Genomic DNA, 18,630 nt, shown 5'->3' with positions numbered 1-18,630 from the left:
CATTTTGTATCTTGCTTGAGGAATCCCAATTCTATTATTTACTTTTTATTTGCTCTTTTTATTGGTGTTTTTATTATTTAACAACTAAAAAATACCACCATTATGAAAAAGTTATTCGAAAGGTTTTATGATTTTATTTCAGGTTTTTTGTTTGGAAGTGAAAAAGCGACTCACTACTAGTCCAAAACAACAGCGGGGATAAAAATAGCACTATTCTAATGTAAGAGTAGGCACATTACTATTGTCTTTTGTAATGTGCTTGATGTCTTATTTTTGTTCCAAAGTTTCTTCAAACAAAGTGATGTCGATGGCGTTTTTTACATCGTAGTCACCAATTTTAGTTCGGCGTAAAACAGTTAAGTGTGAACCCGAATTCATTGCTTTCCCAAAATCAAAAGCCAGGGAGCGAATGTAAGTTCCTTTACTGCAAACTACTCTAAAATCAATTTCCGGCAATGCAATTCGCGTAATTTCAAACTCGTGAATCGTTGTTTTTCTACTTGCGATTTCAACAGTTTCTCCCGCGCGTGCATGTTCGTACAAACGAACACCGTCTTTTTTAATGGCAGAAAAGATAGGCGGTTTTTGATCAATTTCACCTAAAAATTGTTTGACCGTTTCATGAATCAGCGTTTCATCGATATGTTCGGTTGGAAAGGTCTGATCGATTTCGGTTTCTAAATCGTAAGATGGAGTAGTGGCTCCAATATAAAAAGTTCCCGTATATTCTTTGGCCTGACCTTGCAATTCAGAAATGCTTTTGGTGAATTTTCCGGTGCAGATTAATAATAATCCGGTCGCTAAAGGGTCTAAAGTTCCCGCATGACCGATTTTGAACTTTTTTGGAAGTCCGACTTTGTTGATTAAAAGGTATTTTAATTTATTGACTGCTTGAAACGAACTCCATTTTAAAGGCTTGTCGATCAATAAAACCTGTCCGTTTAAATATTCTTCAGGAGTCATTATATAATGGTAAGCGGGTGAATGAAAAAGTGAATGGCCAATAAAATGATTCCGGCAATTATTCGATAAATACCAAATACTTTGAAACCGTTTTTAGTAAGGAAACCAATGAAAGTTTTAATGGCTAAAAGTGCTACAATGAAAGCTACTATGTTTCCAATAATTAACAGATTGATTTGATCGTGAGATAATACAAATCCGTCTTTGTAATAGTCGTAACATTTCTTTACCGTTGCGCCTAACATGGTTGGGACAGCAAGGAAAAACGAAAATTCGGCTGCGGTAGTACGACTTAGTTTTTGTGACATTCCGCCCACAATACTGGCACCACTTCTGGAAACTCCGGGGATCATGGCAATACATTGAAAAAGGCCTATTTTGAAAGCTTGTAAATAGGTGATTTCCTGAGAAGCTTCAGTTACATTTGGCTGATTGAACCATTGGTCAACTTTTAGTAAAATAAGTCCTCCAATCAAAAGAGATACGGCAACTGTAACCGGGTTTTCTAACAATCCGTCTATAAAATCACTTAACAATAATCCTAAAACGACTGCAGGAATAAAAGCGACTAAAAGTTTAAAGTAAAAGTCAAGTGTCTGAAAGAAACGTTTGAAATATAAAACGACAACCGAAAGGATGGCGCCTAATTGAATAACTATTGTAAAGAGTTTAGTGAAATCGTCATGGGCAATTCCAAAAAAAGAAGAGGCAATAATCATGTGACCAGTTGAAGAAACAGGTAAAAATTCTGTAATTCCTTCAATAATGGCAAGGATAATAGCTTGTAATGTGTTCATTAAAAGTTTAGATTTTAGATTTTAGATTTTAGATCGGTTGCCTTTACTAAATGCAAGGAAGCGGAATGAAAATCTATAAAATGCTATTGTTTTGATTTTTTAAAAATCGAGTAAATCGTGATCCCAAACCCTATTAAAACAGTTGTTGGAGCTAATCGGATACGTCTGAAGTTAAAAATATCTTCGTTAAAAACATTCGGATTATCACTACCACCACCGGACATTAAGATAAAACCCAATGCAATTACCGCAATTCCGATCAAAAGGATTTTGTAGTTGATGCCTTCAAAAAGGAATTCTTGTTTTTGTTCTGTTGTATTATTTTTCATTGCTATTAAATTCGATTATAAAGTGACTGAAAACTGCGACTGTGACTGTTTTTATAAGTTAATAAAGGTCGTCAGTTCTTAAATTCAGAAAACGTTGTGTGGCAAAGTGTGTGCTTACCCAGGTGATTAAAACTCCCAATCCGAAAACAATAAGTAAGATCAAACCGGTTACCAGTTTATCGTCTAGAATTCCTAGTCCCGGGAAATTGGTTTCTACATAAACTAAAAGCGCAATCAAGGCAATAATCGCCAGACCAGCGCCCAACATGCCCAGTTTTACACTACGCATTACAAACGGTTTACGAATAAACGATTTTGTTGCACCAACCATTTGCATGGTTTTAATGATAAAACGATTAGAATGTATCGATAAACGAAGGGAACTATTGATTAGTAAAACCGCAATTACAGTCAGGAATCCGCTGATAATCAAAATCCACATACTCACTTTTTTGATGTTGTCATTAACCAGATTGACCAATTGTTTGTCATAAACGATATCAGAGATCATGGTGTTTTTACGCAGATGGCTTTCAATTCTCTGAATGCTGTCTCTTTCAACATAATCCGCTTTGAAGTGAATGTCGTAAGAATTCAATAATGGATTTTCTCCCAAAAAGGTCAGGAAATCTTCACCAATTATATCAGTATGCTCTTTAGCCGCTTTTTCTTTAGTTACATAAACGTATGATTTTGCAAAAGGAGCTCTTTTTAGTTCGGTATTAAAGGCTTTTATAACACTGTCATTCGCTTCGTTTTTAAAGAAAACAGTCATGGCGATTTTTTCTTTAAAATCGTCTGCCAGTTTTTTAGAATTAACGATGAACAATCCCAATACTCCTAAAAGGAATAGTACCAGAAAGACACTTAATACAACCGAAAAATAAGAGGAAATTAACCTGCGCTTTTGAAATTTATCAAAGTTAGAACTCATAGTTTGCTTAAATTATGTGGTAAAAATAATAAACAATTTCTTTATTTAAAGTTAATAACGATCAAAGTTTTAACTTTTGTACAATATAAGCAATTTTAGTGTTGCATTTTGTCGGAATAAGAATGAAGAAATTAAAATTTAACGCATTTTGGGTTATTTCGCTAAATTTATTTAATACATAGAGACATAGATTTAGGATCTGCTATTTGTGATGTTTCAAGGAAATCACAATTTTTTCATGCAGTCTTAATGCTTGTTTAAATTTCATCAGAAAGAATTTTAAATCCGTTTTAATCCGCGTCTTCGTGATAACGAATCTGTTTAATCCGTGTTTGAAATTAATTTGCAAGGTTTCTATGTAAAGATTATGCAGAATTGGACGCGGATTATGCGGATTTGCAAGGGCAAAACGCTGACGAAAACGGATTTTTTTATATTGAAAAGCAATAGTGATCGATTAAGATGGAGTGGTTTTATTTTTACGTTTAAGAATTTAGTGTGGTTTTTTCTTTTTGGAATCAGAAATTTAAACAAGCTCTGATGTGATTTATTTGGAGTGAAACGTCTTTTTTAAGCTTTGTTAGCTATGCTTCTATGTGTTAAAATTAATTGCACCCATTGAGTTAATTGTTTTATGTGTTAAAATACTTTTTGTTACAATCTGTAATAAATGTAAATTTGCGATCTTATTACATAATGCATTAAAACTTAGCAACTCAGTTACTCAGTAACTCAGCAACTCACAAAATGAAATACAATCCGAACGAAATAGAAGCCAAGTGGCAAAAATATTGGGCCGATAATCAAACTTTTGCAGCCGTAAATAATTCTGACAAACCAAAACACTACGTATTAGATATGTTTCCATATCCATCCGGTGCTGGATTACATGTCGGACATCCACTCGGGTATATTGCTTCAGACGTGTATTCGCGTTTCAAAAGACATCAGGGCTTTAATGTTTTGCACCCGATGGGTTACGACAGTTTCGGATTGCCGGCAGAACAATATGCCATCCAAACCGGGCAACGTCCCGAAGATACGACCCGTGTAAATATTGACGGTGGAGTAGATAAAGAAGGAAAAGAAATTGCCGGATACAGAAAACAATTGGATAAAATTGGATTTTCATTTGACTGGGCGAGAGAAGTTCGGACATCAAATCCGGATTATTACAAACATACACAGTGGATTTTCATTCAGTTGTTTAATTCGTGGTACAATAAAGAGGCTGATAAAGCCGAAGATATTTCGACCTTAGTTTCTGTTTTTGAAAAAGAAGGAAATACAAACGTAAATGCCGTTTCAGATGATAATATTGCTCCTTTTTCGTCAAGCGAATGGAATTCGTATTCAGAAGATCAAAAAGAAAAAATAATATTACAATACAGATTGACGTATTTGGCGGAAACGGAAGTGAACTGGTGTCCCGGTTTAGGAACGGTTTTGGCAAATGATGAAATTATAAACGGGGTTTCGGAACGTGGTGGTTACCCTGTTATTCGTAAAAAGATGACCCAATGGAGCATGCGTATTTCTGCTTATGCAGAGCGTTTGTTACAAGGTCTAAATGATATTGACTGGAGCGAAAGCATCAAAGAAAGCCAACGCAACTGGATTGGAAAATCTGTTGGTGCGATGGTTAAGTTTCAAGTTTCAAGTTTCAACTCTCAAAGTGAGGAAACTTCAAACGTGAAACCTGAAACAAAATTTATCGAAGTATTTACCACGCGTCCTGATACTATTTTTGGAGTTACGTTTATGACTTTGGCTCCGGAGCATCCTTTGGTAGCCGAAATTACAACTCCGGAACAAAAAGCGGCTATTGAGGGGTATATCGAGAAAACGGCAAAACGTTCGGAGCGTGAGCGTATGGCTGATGTTAAGACTATTTCGGGAGTATTTACCGGAGCTTATGCAGAACATCCGTTTACAAAAGAACCTATTCCAGTTTGGATTGGGGATTATGTTTTGGCAGGTTATGGTACTGGTGCTGTAATGGCAGTTCCTTGTGGAGATGAAAGAGATTATGCTTTTGCAAATTTCTTTAAAGGTCAAAACGGAATGCCGGAAATCAAAAATATTTTCGCGAATGTTGATATTTCTGAGGCCGCTTACGGTTCAAAAGATAATGTTGAAATCGCTAATTCTGATTTCCTTAATGGATTAAATTATAAAGCAGCTACTCAAAAAGCAATTGCTGAATTAGAGAAAATTGAACAAGGAACAGCAAAGACCAATTACCGTTTGCGTGATGCAGTATTTTCGCGTCAGCGTTATTGGGGAGAGCCTTTTCCTGTATATTATGTAAACGGTCTACCAAAAATGATTGACGCACAACATTTGCCAATTATTTTGCCGGAAGTAGAGAAATATTTGCCAACCGAAGACGGTTTGCCACCTTTAGGAAACGCAGCAGTTTGGGCTTGGGATACCAAAGAGAATAAAGTTGTAGATACTGATTTAGTAGATCATGCAACGATTTTTCCTTTAGAATTAAACACGATGCCGGGTTGGGCTGGAAGTTCATGGTATTGGATGCGTTATATGGATGCACACAACGAAACCGAATTTGCAAGCAAAGAAGCTTTAGCATACTGGGAAAGTGTTGATTTGTATATTGGTGGAAGCGAACACGCAACCGGACATTTACTATATTCTCGTTTCTGGAATAAATTCTTAAAAGACAAAGGATTCGCTCCAACCGAAGAACCATTCAAAAAACTGATCAATCAGGGAATGATTTTGGGGACTAGTGCTTTTGTTTATAGAGTTGAAGGAACAAATAGTTTTGTGTCTAAGAATAAAATTGGAGATCAGAGCGTACAACCAATTCATGCTGATGTTTCAATGGTAAATTCATCTGATGAACTAGATATTGAAAGATTCAAAGCCTGGAGAGAGGATTATGCTGATGCTGAGTTTATTTTAGACGATAACGGAAAATACATTGTAGGCCGGGAGGTTGAAAAAATGTCAAAATCGAAATACAATGTAGTAACACCGGATGATATTTGTAATGAGTACGGAGCAGATACATTACGTTTGTATGAAATGTTTTTAGGTCCGTTAGAGCAGGCAAAACCTTGGAATACGGCTGGTATCTCAGGAGTTTTCGGATTCCTTAAAAAATTATGCCGTTTGTATTTTGATGACAACGGTTTGATTATAACGAATGAAGAGCCAACAAAAGACAATCTAAAATCATTGCACAAAACAATTAAAAAAGTAGCAGAGGATATCGAGAATTTCTCTTTTAATACTTCTGTTTCTCAGTTTATGATTTGTGTGAATGAATTGTCGACTCAAAATTGTCATTCACGTGCCATTCTAGAGCCATTGGCAATTGTGGTTTCTTCTTATGCACCGCATATTGCAGAAGAACTTTGGAGTTTGTTAGGACACACCACTTCGATTTCGACAGTTGCTTTCCCTGTTTTCGAACCAAAATATTTGGTAGAAAGTAGTAAAGAATATCCGGTTTCATTTAATGGAAAAATGCGTTTCACGATCGAGTTACCGCTGGATTTAACAGCAGCACAAATCGAAGAAATCATTATGAAAGACGAAAGAACACAACGTCAGTTAGAAGGAAGAACTCCGAATAAAGTAATTATTGTTCCCGGGAAGATCATTAATTTGGTCGGATAAAGGGAATAAATTCCAATATTTTAAATTCCAAATTCCAATTCTGTTGGGATTTGGAATTTTTTTTGCCACAAATTTCACGAATGATCACAAATCAATTCGTGGAGATTCGTGTAATTCGTGGCGAAATTTTTTTTTCACCACAAATTTTCAAAAAACAATCCGTGCAAATCCGTGTAATCCGTGTTAAAATTTACCCGCACTTCAGAGACGCACAATGGTAGTAGAGACGCACAGCAGTGCGTCTCTACGATGTCGTTAAAAATTGGAATTTGGAATTTAAAAAATTGAATTTTAATTTTATTTTAAAAAATTTGTAACATTTTGATTTTTCCCGTATCCAAAAGGCGAATTTGATTCATTAACAATTTAAAAAGCTATTAAAAATGAAAAAGTATATCATCCTGGTTATCGCATTATTATTTTCTGCAGTATGTTTAAATGTGTTTGCACAAACAAAATCATATCCTTTTGAGGTTGTTAAATCGGGAAAAGGAAAACAGGCTATTTTATTTATTCCGGGTTTTGCTTCTTCGGGAGAAGTATGGAACGATACAAAAGCTAATTTTGAGAAGAATTTTACATGTTATACGCTTACCATGGCAGGATTCGCCGGTGTGCAGCCACAGTCCAATGCTTCTTTTAAAAATTGGGAAGATGCTATAGCAGGTTATATAAAAGACAATAAAATCGAGAAACCGATTATAATTGGTCACAGCATGGGAGGAGGATTAGCTTTAGCAATTGCTGCAGATTATCCCGATCTGGCTGACAGAATAGTTGTTGTTGATGCCGTTCCTTGTCTTGCTGCTTTGATGGATGCCTCTTTTAAGCCAAAATTAAATAACGATTGTAAGCCAATTGTGGATCAAATGACCGGCATGACCGATGAGCAATTTTTGGAAAATCAAAAAAAATATTTGGTAAGATTGACGGAAGACGCTTCTAAACATGACTTGTTGTTGGGTTGGAGTGCAAAATCGGACAGAAAGACTTTTGCTGAGATGTATTGTGATTTTTCTAATACAGATTTAAGAGATAAGATTGCTACTGTAAAATGTCCCGCATTGATTTTATTAGAGTCTTATTTTGCAAATATAAAACCGGCTATCGAAGCGCAGTATAAAAATCTTAAAACCGCTAACCTTCAATATGCGTCTAAAGGATTACATTTTATTATGTATGATGATAAAGAATTTTATTTCAAACATTTAAACAACTTTATAAAAGTTAAATAATGGAGTTTGAAAGCATTTATAAAATGTATTGGGACAGAATCTTCAGGCTTTGCATGGGTTTTGTCAATGATTATGATGCTGCACAAGATTTGGCTCAGGAGACTTTTATTATAGTCTGGCAGAAATTGGATACGTTCAGGAATGAATCAGGTATTGGAACCTGGATTTTTAGAATTGCGTCTAATAATTGTTTAAGGCAGATCGAAAAGCAAAAGCGTTTTCCTAAATCGGAATTGCCTTCTAATCTTACAGAGGAAAAACAGTATTCCATAGAACCACGGATCCAGTTTTTGTATAAGTGTATTGCTGAATTACCGGAAGCGGAGCGGATCATTATTTCTTTAGAATTGGAGGACGTCAAACAAGCTGAAATCGCTAAAATCGTCGGACTTTCTGAAGCTAATACAAGAGTTAAAATTCACAGAATAAAAGAAAAACTGACTCAAAAATTCAAACAAAATGGACAATAAGATAGATTTTAAAGATTTATGGAACAAACAGTCCGTAAGTCCACCCGATATAAAAGATTTGTTGGTTAAGTTAAGTCGTTTCAAACAGTCGAGTTTAAGGAAATTAATGCTAACCAATGCGCTGCTTTTGGCTACCTGTATATTTATTGTTTTTATCTGGTACCGCTTCAAACCCGAATTTATTTCGACGAAAATCGGAATTGTTTTGTGTGTTATTGCAATGGTAGTTTATTTGGCGGTTTATAATAGATTATTTGGTGCTTATAAGAAAATTGACGGTACGAAAAGCAATACAGAGTATTTGCAAAAATTAATTGAAATAAAAACGAAACAGAAATTCCTGCAATCGACTATGTTGAGTTTGTACTTTGTAATACTGGGAGCGGGGTTATGTTTGTATATGTTTGAATATACGTCAAGAATGACTGCATTCTGGGCTGTTTTTACCTATGCAATGCTGTTGCTGTGGTTTGGCTTTGTTTGGCTTTATCTGCGTCCAAAACAAATCAAAAAAGAGAATGCAAAAATCAATGCGCTGATTGAAAAATTTGAAACCATAAATAAGCAATTGACTACTGATTTTTGATTAAAGGCGCTTTCCATGACCTCTTGGCATTTTGTTAAAGTGGTTCGCAGTTTGCGGTTTGTTTTGTAACTTTAAAATTCAAACTAAAAAACGAAAGACATGGGGTACGGATATATTATAATTGCAGGTGTCATTATGTTGCTTAGCTGGATGGTAAGCTCAAAGCTGAAAAGTAAATTTGAACTTTATTCAAGACTACAATTAAGAAATGGAATGAGTGGCGCTGAAATTGCTGAAAAAATGCTAGCCGATAATGGTATAAATGACGTACGTGTTATTTCGACACCCGGACAGTTAACCGATCATTATAATCCATCGGATAAAACGGTAAATTTAAGCGAAGCAGTATATAGTCATCGCAATGCTGCCGCCGCTGCAGTTGCGGCGCACGAATGCGGTCACGCAGTACAACATGCTATCGGTTATCAAATGTTGACGATGCGTTCGACATTAGTTCCGATTGTTAATGTAGCATCCAGTTATATGCAATGGATTTTGCTGGCGGGGATATTGATGATTAATATTTTTCCACAATTATTGCTTATCGGGATTATCGTATTTGCATCAACAACTTTATTTGCGATCGTTACTTTGCCTGTAGAATATGACGCAAGCAATCGAGCGCTGGCTTGGTTAGAGAATAAACATATGCTGACACAAGAAGAGCAGGCGGGAGCAAAAGATGCCTTAAAATGGGCTGCACGAACTTATGTAGTAGCAGCGCTCGGTTCAATTGCAACGTTGCTGTACTATATCTCTATTTATTCCGGAAGTAACAGGAGGGATTAAATTTTAAAAAATAAATTCCAAATTCCAATTAAAAAAACAACCCGACAGGTTTTTAAAACCTGTCGGGTTTAATTCATCCCAACAAATTTGGAATTTGGAATTTGGGATTTGGAATTTTAGAATTTATCCTCAAAGTTGTATCTGTCGGTCAATTTGTTGGTCTAAGGATATAAAGGTTTCTGTTCTGGAAACGCCTTCAATAGCTTGAATTTTAGTATTTAAAAGCTGCATTAAATGTTCGTTATCGCGACAAATGATTTTTATTAATACGGACCAGTTTCCGGTTGTGTAATGGCATTCCAAAACTTCGGGAATTTTTTTCAGATCTTTTACGGCTTCAGAATTTCGAGAGGCTTTGTCCAGATATACGCCCACAAAAGCCATAGTGTTGTAACCTAATACTTTTGGATTTACAATAAATTTTGATCCCGAAATGACACCCGATTGTTCCAGTTTTTTTAAACGCTGATGGATCGCGGCTCCCGAAATGCCTATTTTATTGGCGATTTGTAGAATGGGTTTTCGTGCATCATCCATTAAATAACGAAGGATTTCTTTATCGATACCGTCAATTTCAATTAAGAGGGAGTTGATTTTCATAATTTACAATTTGAAACTATAATTAGTGTTTTGGGTTTTGAATAGAAACCAAATGTAGTTAAAATGCTGTAAAAAAGAAAATTCCAAATCCCAACGGTTAAGTTGGAATTTGGAATTTAGAATTTGGAATTTTTATGCTGTATATTCTAAAAGGTTATTTTCCTTTGTTTGCTTCGTTGATGTATTTTTCTAAAGCCATTGTCATAGAAGGAGTTTCAGGAGTTGGAGCAAGAATATCAATTCTTAAACCATAATCTAAAGCTTCTTTTTGAGTGGTGCTTCCAAAAACAGCAATTCGGGTTTCGTTTTGTTTAAAATCAGGGAAGTTTTTAAACAAAGATTTGATTCCTGTTGGGCTAAAAAAGGCTAAGACATCATAATAAACGTCTGCTAAATCAGATAGGTCGCTCATTACGGTTCTGTAAAAAATGGCTTGAGTCCAGTCTACTTTTAAATTGTTTAAAGTAACGGGTGCATCTGCATTTAATTGGTCAGAAGCCGGAAGTAAGAACTTTTCGTCTTTGTACTTTTTAATTAATGGAGATAAATCTGCAAAATCTTTTGCGCCTACATAAATTTTACGTTTTCTGTACACTACATATTTTTGTAAGTAAAACGCAACTGCTTCAGACTGGCAAAAATATTTCAGTCCTTCAGGTACTTTATAACGCATTTCATCGGCTACTCTGAAAAAATGATCCACGGCATTTCTGCTTGTCAAAATAATCGCAGTATAATGATTAAGATCGATTTTTTGTAATCGAATCTCTTTTGCGCTAACCCCTTCCACATGAATAAATGGTCTGAAATCAATTTTTATTTTGTGTTTTTGTTGGAGCTCAAAGTAAGGAGAATTCTCCACTTTAGGTTCAGGCTGTGACACCAAAATTGTTTTCACTTTCATATTATAAACTTTTACTAAGCCGCCTCTTTTGTAATCCAATAATAGATGAAATAATAAGGGGCTATTTCAAGAGCGCAAAGATATAAAATAAAATAAAATAACTTGCTGATTATTATATTTTGATGCGTTTTAATCGAAATAAAATAGGAGAATAGACTTATACACAGTGAAACACCGATGATTGCTAGTGGTACACTTTTCGGAATGTTGTCATAATAAAACAAAACCGCATTAAAAGGAAGGATTAAAACACCAATATACGTACGGTATGTTGCTTTTTGTAAGTTAAGAAGGTCTATAAAATCTTCAATATTGAATGAAGTAGCAACGATTTTTTCGATTAAATATTTTGCCAGAATAAAATATAATAAAAAAGTGGCGATTTGAATGAATAAAAACCAGTCCGTTTTTGAGGCATATCCAAAAGTATGCATCGTAAGCTGAATGAAAAAAGAAAACGAAATAATCTGTACAAAAAACAAACCAACAATAAAACTGCCTTTCAGATTACTTGAATCCCGATAGATTTTGGCATATTTATCAGAGAAAATAAGCTTGCTGAATTCGCTAAATCGGGATTCATATGCTGATTTAGTAATAGCAACAAGAGCAAAAGCCAACACAAATAAAAGTGTCGCCCAGTCTTTGTTTTCGATAATTCGGGGATGAAGTTGTTCAATCATAACGTTGCAAAATTAGTAATTTTTTGTATCAATACTTTTATTATAAATTTATTGTGAATCAAATGGCATAAAAAGTTTACTTTTGCGGTGAAATTACCCAGAAAAATGAATGATTGTATTGTCATAATTCCCACTTATAACGAAATTGAAAACATAGAAAGTATAGTTAGAGCTGTACTTTCTCAACATAAACCTTTTCATCTTTTAATTATTGACGATAATTCGCCGGATTTTACTGCGAATAAAGTAATTGCACTGCAGGAAGAATATCCCGATAGATTGTTTTTAGAAAAAAGAGCCAAAAAATCAGGTTTAGGAACCGCTTATGTTCATGGTTTCAAATGGGCTTTAGAGCGCAAATATGAGTTTATATTTGAGATGGATGCCGATTTTTCTCATAATCCAAACGATCTCGAAAAGTTGTACGACGCCTGTCATTTTGGTGGTGCCGATTTAGCTATCGGATCACGATATGTAAAAGGTGTAAATGTCGTAAACTGGCCACTAAGCCGTGTTTTGATGTCTTACTTTGCTTCCGTGTATGTCAAATTTATTACCGGAATGAAAATTCATGATGCTACAGCAGGTTTTATCTGCTATAAAAGAGTAGTTTTAGAAAAGATAAAACTCGACAAAATTAAATTTGTTGGTTATGCTTTTCAAATCGAAATGAAATATCGAACGTATTGTGCTAAATTTGAAATTACCGAAGTTCCGATCATTTTTACGGATCGTACCAAAGGGGTTTCGAAAATGAGCAACGCCATTATAAAAGAAGCAATTCTGGGTGTAATAACACTTCGATTAAAAAAATTATTCAATACTTTATAAAGTCACGGTGATGAACAGAATTTTAATAAAGAACGCTAAAATTGTAAACGAAGGATCCATTTTTGAAGGTGATGTATTGATCGAAGACGACTTAATTGTTGAAATTTCAGACAGCATCAGTTTAAAATCATCGGATTGTAAAGTGATTGATGCCGAAGGAAGTTATTTGATTCCGGGTGCAATCGACGATCAGGTACATTTTAGAGAACCGGGGTTAACACATAAAGGAGATATTGAGTCAGAATCCAGAGCCGCAGTTGCGGGAGGAATTACCTCTTTTATCGAGCAACCGAATACGGTGCCAAATGCTGTTACTCAGGAAATACTGGAAGATAAATATCAAATTGCTGCCGTAAAATCATATGCGAACTATTCGTTCATGATGGGAGCAACCAATGATAACCTGGAAGAAGTTTTAAAAACGAATCCAAAAAATGTTGCGGGAATAAAAATATTTTTAGGTTCTTCAACCGGAAATATGTTGGTGGATAATGAAGCCACTTTAGAGAAAATATTTTCAAGTACGTCAATGTTAATTGCGGTACACTGCGAAGATGAAACAACTATTCAAAACAATTTGGCCTTGTACAAAGAGCAGTATGGTGATGATATTCCGGTAACGGCGCATCATTTAATCAGAAGTGCTGAGGCTTGTTATATTTCGTCGTCTAAAGCTGTGGCCTTAGCCAAAAAGACAGGTGCCCGTTTGCATATTTTCCATCTTTCGACTGCTAAAGAAATGGAGTTGTTTACGAACAAAATTCCATTAGAAGATAAAAAAATAACGGCTGAGGTTTGTATACACCATCTGTGGTTTACAGATGAAGATTATAAAACAAAAGGTAATTTCATAAAATGGAATCCGGCTGTGAAAACGGCAGCTGACAGAAAAGTACTTTGGGAAGCTTTAAATGATGGTCGTATCGATGTAATTGCTACAGATCACGCTCCACATACAAAAGAAGAGAAAAAACAACCTTACCTAAATGCACCTTCCGGTGGGCCATTGGTTCAACATGCTGTTGTGGCTATGTTTGAGGCACATCACCAAGGGAAAATCTCTATCGAAAAGATCGTTGAAAAGATGTGTCATAATCCGGCTAAGATTTTCAAAATCGAGAAAAGAGGTTTTATAAAAGAAGGTTATTTTGCCGATTTAGTTATCGTGAATCCGAGCTTACCATGGAGTGTGAATGCGGATAATATTTTAGCAAAATGCGGCTGGTCTCCATTTGAAGGCTTTGTTTTCAGATCAAGAATCACACATACTTTTGTAAACGGAGAACTGGTTTACAATAACTTTAAGGTGAAAGACCTTCGCAATGGAAAAAGATTATTGTTTGACAGATAAAAAAGTATAGATGAAGAATTTTATAATACTAACATTGGTTTTGTTTCTTTCGGTGAGCTGCGAAAAAGAGTTGGTAAAACAACCCAAAGGGCTTATTGAGAAAGAGAAGATGCTTGATATTATGTATGATTTGTCTATTTTGGAAGCAGTAAAATACCAACATCCGTTATCCTTAGACTCGATTGATGCAAATCAAAAAAGGTTTGTTTTGCAGAAATATAAAGTAGATAGTCTGCAGTTTGCGCAAAGTAATATTTATTACGCAGCAGATTACGAAGGGTATAAAGATATGTTTGATGCAATTGCCAAGCGCTTGGAGAAAAATCAAAGAGCAGCAGATTCATTGGCTAAAATAGACGAGAAGAAAGCCATTAAGAAGAAAAAACAGGAAGAAAAATTGAGAAAATTGAATCCTGAACTTAAAGAAGCAATGCCGGCTAAAGCGAATATTGATTCGATAAAAACGGCGATGCATGCAAGAAGAATAAGGCAAACAAGATAGTTTTATAACTTAGAAACGTCTTTTACATATTGGTGTACATCCAGAAAAACCGTTCCCAGAGCGGTTTTTATTTTTTCATTACCATACAGATTTTTGGAATAAGAAGCTTTCAAAGTGGCTTTAGTGATGCTTCTTTTTTGGAAAAACAAAGTTGAAAATATTCCGTCTGCTAGCCAGGCTATAGTTAACAATATTGGTTTCGCGTGGATATTCGGCCTTTTTACTTTTAAGCTGTCGGCTATAGTGTTGAGGATATCTCGAAATACGATATTTTCTGCAATTAGCGTAAAACGCTCATTTTTGATACTGCTTTTCATTAATTCAAAAGCAATTTTTACTACATCATTTACAGTAATAAATCCTGTACTTCCAAGGGTATAGAAAGGAAGGCCTTTGGCAACTCTGGTGTAAAATTCAGCACTTCCCTGCTCGTTTGTTTTTGTAGTTGGAATTGGCCCCAAAATTACTCCCGGATTTATAATGATGACTTCTAAGCCTTCCTGAAGTCCACGCCAGACTTCCATTTCGGCACCATATTTTGAAATTGCATAATCGCTGTGTGGTTTCTCAGGATTCCATTCTGTTTCTTCAGTAATGGTGGTTTCATGGGCGGCCAGATCTCCTAAAGCGGCTATTGAACTCACAAAACAGAATTTTTTTATTTGTTTCGCAATAGAAAAATTAACCATATTGGCAGTTCCTTCAATATTGGTTTTTCGTAGTAAATCTTCGTCTTTTGGATCAAGCGAAATAAATGCGGCACAGTGGTAAACGTATTCAATGCCGATAAAAGCAATCTCTAATGAAGGAATGTCAAGAATATCAGCCTCCAACCATTCTATTTTCTCAAATAAATCGGCTTTTTTGTATAATTCAAAAACAGCTTTTGTTTTCTCAATTTTGTTTGGATTTCTATATATTGCCCGTACAGTTTCTCCATTTTCAATTAAATGAAGTGCTAAATGTGAGCCTACCAGACCTGTTCCTCCTGTTACTAATACCATTTTGTAAATATACTATTTTGGTTTAAAGGTGCAAAGTAGGGAAGGTGCGAAGTTTTTGTTTGTTTTGAAATTGGTAATCTTTGTTTTTATGCAAATGGTTTAAAAAAAAGGTGATGCAAATGAATTAAGAATTTTAATTCATTTGCATCACCTAGAGGTCGAATAATTTTATTGCTTACTAAAAGATAGTATAGGCAAATATGAAATCTATTGCATTGTATTTTGCCGAATAGGAGTTGTAGTTTACAAGCTCTTTTTTTGTATTCAATCTTGCTTCGACAGTGAATTTGTTGCTGAAATTATAGCCTAATCCAAAAGCTAAATTACCACTTGAATTACCTTCGAAACTGGTTATGTTATTTCCTGTTTTATTCGTGTACGTTATTTTGGTGTTGCTACCTAGGTCAAATGAATAGGCTGCGCTAATGAATATTTTTGATTTTTCATTTAAGAACATATAGTGTCTCACACCAATCGGTACTTGTACAGCGTTATAGTCTATTTTTACATTGTATTGTATGTCTGGAAACGCCATAAAGCCACTAGGAATAGTATAGTCATTTTCGCCCTGGTATTTTTGATAGACAGGATTGATGAAAACACTCCATTTGTTTTTATTATAAGGAAGTATGTATTCAGCCTCGGCACCAAATTTGAAAATCGTTTTGTTGTCAAATTCAGTATTTTGCTGCGGATTATCCTCATTGCTTAGTGATGATGTAACCATGCCTAGACCTGCTGTTACCTTAATCAAAAGCTGACCTTTGCTCGATTTTGCATTTTCTTTTTTCATAGCGTCAGGGCTGATGTTATTGTATTTCGAAAAATAAGCAACAAGATCTGCTTTTTTGTAAGTTAAATTCAGGATGCTTTTTTCGGTTGTTGCTGTAGTGGCAACATTTTTATAAAGCTGCTGTTTGTATTCATTATTTTCTGTTACTTTTTCAGCCCCTTCGTTTTGATCCGTCGTAAGGTATTTAACGTAGATTAGTTGTTCTGTAGGAACTGTTTTGGTAGCGTAAAAGTATCTGTTTGTATTGTCTTCTGTGTAGCTGTATAAAATTGCATCACCGGTTACAAGTGTTTTTAAAAATAGAGTTTCTTCTTTCCAATCCGGATTTCTGTTTGTTGTCATTTTTCTTGGATCATCATTGGAGCGGTCGATTTTTATTTTAAATCTTTTGTAGGTAGTTTCATTATCAATACCAAATTCCTGGGTTGTGGCAATGCTTTCTGTCTTGATTTCGGAATCGCTAAGTTGTGTTTTGTATTTGAAATCTGTTGGAGTGTTTTTCCAGTCTAAATTTTTAATATAACATTCTGTTCTGTTTCCGTCATTGGATATGAAGTATCCTTTTTCGAAGGTAATTTGTGCGTTAGTAAATGAGTAACAAAGTAATAAGGCAATCAGTAATAGTTTTTTCATAAAAAGGTTATTGGTTTTTCGCCAAAAGTAGCCAATGAAATTTGAAAAATATGTCAATTTTTAAGAATTTTTTTACGATTTAGAAAGGTTTGTCGTAATGCTTTCAGTATGAGTCTGATGCTTTGTTTTTTGCGTTGCCAGTTTGAGAATTAAAATAAAGTAGTAGTTAAAAAATCTTTTCGGATATAAAATTTTATAGTATCCCACTACTAGCGGAATTAATTATATTTGCACAAATTATTTTAAAAATGAAAAATCTAGTTGAAGAATTAAAATGGCGCGGGTTATATCATGACAGTATGCCTGGAACGGAAGAACAATTACTGAAAGAAGTAACAACGGCGTATATTGGTTTTGATCCAACAGCAGATTCACTTCATATTGGAAGTATGGTTCAGATTATTTTATTGGTTCATTTAAAGAATTTTGGTCATCAGCCTATCGCTTTGGTAGGAGGTGCAACCGGGATGATTGGTGACCCATCTGGAAAATCGGACGAAAGAAATTTATTAAACGAAGAGACTTTGGCTAAAAACGTAGCCGGAATTAAAAGTGTTCTGTCTCGTTTCTTAGATTTTAATTCGGCAGATAAAAATGCTCCGGTAATGGTGAATAACTACGATTGGATGAAAGAATTTTCGTTTATTGATTTTGCGCGTGAAGTTGGAAAACGAATCACCGTAAATTATATGATGGCGAAAGATTCTGTAAAAAAGAGATTGAGTGGAGAAGGAGAGGGAATGTCTTTTACAGAGTTTACATATCAATTGATTCAAGGTTACGATTTTTATCATTTATATAAAAACAACAACTGCCTTTTGCAAATGGGAGGTTCTGACCAATGGGGTAATATCACCACAGGTACAGAATTAGTGCGCAGAATGGGAGGAGAAAGTGCAAAAGCTTTTGCCTTAACAACGCCATTGATTACAAAAGCAGACGGATCTAAATTCGGAAAATCTGAAGGAGGAAACGTATGGTTGGATACTGATAAAACCTCAGTATACAAATTCTACCAATTTTGGGTAAATGCCACTGATGTTGATGCTGAAAAGTATATTAAAATTTTTACTTTTTTAGAGAAAGAGGAAATAGATGCCTTAATCGAAGAGCATAAAACAGCACCACACTTGAGAGTTTTACAAAAGAAACTGGCTGAAGAAATCACCATTTTTGTGCACAGTAAAGAAGAGTTGGAAAAAGCGATTCAAGCTTCGAATATCTTGTTTGGAAACTCGACTGCAGAAGATTTGAAACAATTAGATGAAGCTACTTTCTTAGAAGTTTTTGACGGAGTTCCACAAGCAGAAATTGCAAAAGCAGATCTTGAAAACGGATTGGAAATTGTAACTGTTTTAAATGAAAAAACAGGTTTCTTTAAATCAAACGGAGAAGCGAGACGTGCGCTAACAGCAAATTCTATTTCGGTAAACAGAGAGAAAATAAAAGAAGATTTTGTTTTAACGGCAAATGATCTGATCAATAATCAATTTGTGTTATTGCAAAGTGGAAAGAAAAACTATTTTGTGATTAGAGTAAAATAAGAATACTAACTTAACTACGGTTATTGTCTAA

Annotated in this window: 18 protein-coding genes; 9 read left to right on the top strand and 9 right to left on the bottom strand. The window is 34.9% G+C overall.

All coding sequences use genetic code 11. From position 1 onward, the window contains the following. Positions 1-267 precede the first annotated feature (267 nt). The 4 genes from truB to ACHRV3_RS18280 all read right to left on the bottom strand — a co-directional run bounded on the left by truB (position 268) and on the right by ACHRV3_RS18280 (position 3,023). Positions 268-963: a tRNA pseudouridine(55) synthase TruB gene (gene truB, locus ACHRV3_RS18295; protein WP_047778911.1), complete on the bottom strand. Its 696-nt coding sequence runs from the start codon at positions 961-963 to the stop codon at positions 268-270. Further along, positions 963-1,760: an undecaprenyl-diphosphate phosphatase gene (locus ACHRV3_RS18290; protein WP_395435757.1), complete on the bottom strand. Its 798-nt coding sequence runs from the start codon at positions 1,758-1,760 to the stop codon at positions 963-965. The genes truB and ACHRV3_RS18290 overlap by 1 nt, the downstream gene beginning before the upstream one ends. 83 nt (positions 1,761-1,843) lie before the next feature. Beyond that, complete coding sequence (locus tag ACHRV3_RS18285) at positions 1,844-2,089, bottom strand: DUF3098 domain-containing protein (protein WP_047778909.1); 246 nt, start codon at positions 2,087-2,089, stop codon at positions 1,844-1,846. A gap of 58 nt (positions 2,090-2,147) precedes the next feature. Next, complete coding sequence (locus ACHRV3_RS18280) at positions 2,148-3,023, bottom strand: ABC transporter permease (protein ID WP_047778908.1); 876 nt, start codon at positions 3,021-3,023, stop codon at positions 2,148-2,150. 747 nt (positions 3,024-3,770) lie between these two features. Here ACHRV3_RS18280 and leuS point away from each other — a divergent pair. The 5 genes from leuS to ACHRV3_RS18255 all read left to right on the top strand — a co-directional run bounded on the left by leuS (position 3,771) and on the right by ACHRV3_RS18255 (position 9,754). After that, positions 3,771-6,674, top strand: coding sequence for a leucine--tRNA ligase (gene leuS, locus ACHRV3_RS18275; RefSeq protein WP_395435758.1), 2,904 nt, complete (start codon positions 3,771-3,773; stop codon positions 6,672-6,674). Positions 6,675-7,057: 383 nt separating this feature from the next. Continuing rightward, on the top strand, positions 7,058-7,909 hold the full coding sequence (locus ACHRV3_RS18270) for an alpha/beta fold hydrolase (RefSeq protein WP_395435759.1): 852 nt from the start codon (positions 7,058-7,060) through the stop codon (positions 7,907-7,909). Next, on the top strand, positions 7,909-8,379 hold the full coding sequence (locus ACHRV3_RS18265; RefSeq protein ID WP_230003638.1) for an RNA polymerase sigma factor: 471 nt from the start codon (positions 7,909-7,911) through the stop codon (positions 8,377-8,379). Before ACHRV3_RS18270 ends, ACHRV3_RS18265 begins: the two co-directional genes overlap by 1 nt. Beyond that, positions 8,369-8,965 carry a hypothetical protein gene (locus ACHRV3_RS18260; protein WP_395435760.1) on the top strand — a complete coding sequence of 199 codons (597 nt, stop codon included), beginning with the start codon at positions 8,369-8,371 and terminating at the stop codon, positions 8,963-8,965. The genes ACHRV3_RS18265 and ACHRV3_RS18260 overlap by 11 nt, the downstream gene beginning before the upstream one ends. A gap of 99 nt (positions 8,966-9,064) precedes the next feature. Next, positions 9,065-9,754 (top strand): zinc metallopeptidase, encoded by a 690-nt coding sequence (locus tag ACHRV3_RS18255; RefSeq protein WP_395435761.1) that lies wholly within the window; start codon positions 9,065-9,067, stop codon positions 9,752-9,754. A gap of 129 nt (positions 9,755-9,883) precedes the next feature. Here the strand turns inward: ACHRV3_RS18255 and ACHRV3_RS18250 are convergent, their stop codons facing one another. The 3 genes from ACHRV3_RS18250 to ACHRV3_RS18240 all read right to left on the bottom strand — a co-directional run bounded on the left by ACHRV3_RS18250 (position 9,884) and on the right by ACHRV3_RS18240 (position 11,941). Further along, on the bottom strand, positions 9,884-10,354 hold the full coding sequence (locus ACHRV3_RS18250) for an Lrp/AsnC family transcriptional regulator (RefSeq protein ID WP_047778902.1): 471 nt from the start codon (positions 10,352-10,354) through the stop codon (positions 9,884-9,886). A gap of 154 nt (positions 10,355-10,508) precedes the next feature. Then, positions 10,509-11,258 carry a uroporphyrinogen-III synthase gene (locus tag ACHRV3_RS18245; RefSeq protein ID WP_047778940.1) on the bottom strand — a complete coding sequence of 250 codons (750 nt, stop codon included), beginning with the start codon at positions 11,256-11,258 and terminating at the stop codon, positions 10,509-10,511. A 14-nt stretch (positions 11,259-11,272) separates the two neighbouring features. Next, the gene (locus ACHRV3_RS18240) at positions 11,273-11,941 is read right to left on the bottom strand and encodes a DUF4271 domain-containing protein (RefSeq protein WP_395435762.1); all 669 of its coding nucleotides are present in this window, start codon (positions 11,939-11,941) and stop codon (positions 11,273-11,275) included. Positions 11,942-12,046: 105 nt separating this feature from the next. On the opposite strand from ACHRV3_RS18240, the gene ACHRV3_RS18235 reads away from it, so the two are divergent. The 3 genes from ACHRV3_RS18235 to ACHRV3_RS18225 are packed head-to-tail and all read left to right on the top strand — an operon-like array spanning position 12,047 to position 14,625. Beyond that, positions 12,047-12,772, top strand: a complete 726-nt coding sequence (locus ACHRV3_RS18235; protein ID WP_047778900.1) for a polyprenol monophosphomannose synthase — start codon at positions 12,047-12,049, stop codon at positions 12,770-12,772. Positions 12,773-12,782: 10 nt separating this feature from the next. After that, on the top strand, positions 12,783-14,123 hold the full coding sequence (locus ACHRV3_RS18230) for a dihydroorotase (RefSeq protein WP_230003635.1): 1,341 nt from the start codon (positions 12,783-12,785) through the stop codon (positions 14,121-14,123). A 10-nt stretch (positions 14,124-14,133) separates the two neighbouring features. Further along, complete coding sequence (locus ACHRV3_RS18225; RefSeq protein WP_230003633.1) at positions 14,134-14,625, top strand: DUF4296 domain-containing protein; 492 nt, start codon at positions 14,134-14,136, stop codon at positions 14,623-14,625. A gap of 2 nt (positions 14,626-14,627) precedes the next feature. Here the strand turns inward: ACHRV3_RS18225 and ACHRV3_RS18220 are convergent, their stop codons facing one another. Together ACHRV3_RS18220 and ACHRV3_RS18215 are read right to left on the bottom strand one after the other, a co-directional pair. After that, positions 14,628-15,629, bottom strand: a complete 1,002-nt coding sequence (locus ACHRV3_RS18220; protein WP_395435763.1) for an NAD-dependent epimerase/dehydratase family protein — start codon at positions 15,627-15,629, stop codon at positions 14,628-14,630. A gap of 178 nt (positions 15,630-15,807) precedes the next feature. Further along, positions 15,808-17,055 carry an outer membrane beta-barrel protein gene (locus ACHRV3_RS18215; protein ID WP_395435764.1) on the bottom strand — a complete coding sequence of 416 codons (1,248 nt, stop codon included), beginning with the start codon at positions 17,053-17,055 and terminating at the stop codon, positions 15,808-15,810. Between the two features lie 248 nt (positions 17,056-17,303). Between ACHRV3_RS18215 and tyrS the strand changes: the two genes are divergently transcribed. Beyond that, the gene (tyrS, locus tag ACHRV3_RS18210; RefSeq protein WP_230003628.1) at positions 17,304-18,599 is read left to right on the top strand and encodes a tyrosine--tRNA ligase; all 1,296 of its coding nucleotides are present in this window, start codon (positions 17,304-17,306) and stop codon (positions 18,597-18,599) included. The last annotated feature ends 31 nt before the right edge of the window (positions 18,600-18,630 follow it).

This window comes from Flavobacterium sp. FlaQc-49, assembly GCF_044005985.1.
Taxonomy (GTDB): domain Bacteria; phylum Bacteroidota; class Bacteroidia; order Flavobacteriales; family Flavobacteriaceae; genus Flavobacterium; species Flavobacterium cupriresistens.
This window is presented reverse-complemented; position numbering and strand designations above follow the sequence as displayed.

What these genes read in the sequence shown, in the direction of transcription:
- ACHRV3_RS18265 (WP_230003638.1), top strand. Translation starts at nt 7,909, where the DNA reads ATGGAGTTTGAAAGCATTTATAAAATGTATTGGGACAGAATCTTCAGG.
- ACHRV3_RS18270 (WP_395435759.1), top strand. Translation starts at nt 7,058, where the DNA reads ATGAAAAAGTATATCATCCTGGTTATCGCATTATTATTTTCTGCAGTA.
- ACHRV3_RS18290 (WP_395435757.1), bottom strand. Translation starts at nt 1,760, where the DNA reads ATGAACACATTACAAGCTATTATCCTTGCCATTATTGAAGGAATTACA.
- ACHRV3_RS18280 (WP_047778908.1), bottom strand. Translation starts at nt 3,023, where the DNA reads ATGAGTTCTAACTTTGATAAATTTCAAAAGCGCAGGTTAATTTCCTCT.
- truB (WP_047778911.1), bottom strand. Translation starts at nt 963, where the DNA reads ATGACTCCTGAAGAATATTTAAACGGACAGGTTTTATTGATCGACAAG.
- ACHRV3_RS18235 (WP_047778900.1), top strand. Translation starts at nt 12,047, where the DNA reads ATGAATGATTGTATTGTCATAATTCCCACTTATAACGAAATTGAAAAC.
- ACHRV3_RS18255 (WP_395435761.1), top strand. Translation starts at nt 9,065, where the DNA reads ATGGGGTACGGATATATTATAATTGCAGGTGTCATTATGTTGCTTAGC.
- ACHRV3_RS18250 (WP_047778902.1), bottom strand. Translation starts at nt 10,354, where the DNA reads ATGAAAATCAACTCCCTCTTAATTGAAATTGACGGTATCGATAAAGAA.
- ACHRV3_RS18260 (WP_395435760.1), top strand. Translation starts at nt 8,369, where the DNA reads ATGGACAATAAGATAGATTTTAAAGATTTATGGAACAAACAGTCCGTA.
- ACHRV3_RS18220 (WP_395435763.1), bottom strand. Translation starts at nt 15,629, where the DNA reads ATGGTATTAGTAACAGGAGGAACAGGTCTGGTAGGCTCACATTTAGCA.
- ACHRV3_RS18230 (WP_230003635.1), top strand. Translation starts at nt 12,783, where the DNA reads ATGAACAGAATTTTAATAAAGAACGCTAAAATTGTAAACGAAGGATCC.
- tyrS (WP_230003628.1), top strand. Translation starts at nt 17,304, where the DNA reads ATGAAAAATCTAGTTGAAGAATTAAAATGGCGCGGGTTATATCATGAC.
- ACHRV3_RS18240 (WP_395435762.1), bottom strand. Translation starts at nt 11,941, where the DNA reads ATGATTGAACAACTTCATCCCCGAATTATCGAAAACAAAGACTGGGCG.
- ACHRV3_RS18245 (WP_047778940.1), bottom strand. Translation starts at nt 11,258, where the DNA reads ATGAAAGTGAAAACAATTTTGGTGTCACAGCCTGAACCTAAAGTGGAG.
- ACHRV3_RS18225 (WP_230003633.1), top strand. Translation starts at nt 14,134, where the DNA reads ATGAAGAATTTTATAATACTAACATTGGTTTTGTTTCTTTCGGTGAGC.
- ACHRV3_RS18285 (WP_047778909.1), bottom strand. Translation starts at nt 2,089, where the DNA reads ATGAAAAATAATACAACAGAACAAAAACAAGAATTCCTTTTTGAAGGC.
- leuS (WP_395435758.1), top strand. Translation starts at nt 3,771, where the DNA reads ATGAAATACAATCCGAACGAAATAGAAGCCAAGTGGCAAAAATATTGG.
- ACHRV3_RS18215 (WP_395435764.1), bottom strand. Translation starts at nt 17,055, where the DNA reads ATGAAAAAACTATTACTGATTGCCTTATTACTTTGTTACTCATTTACT.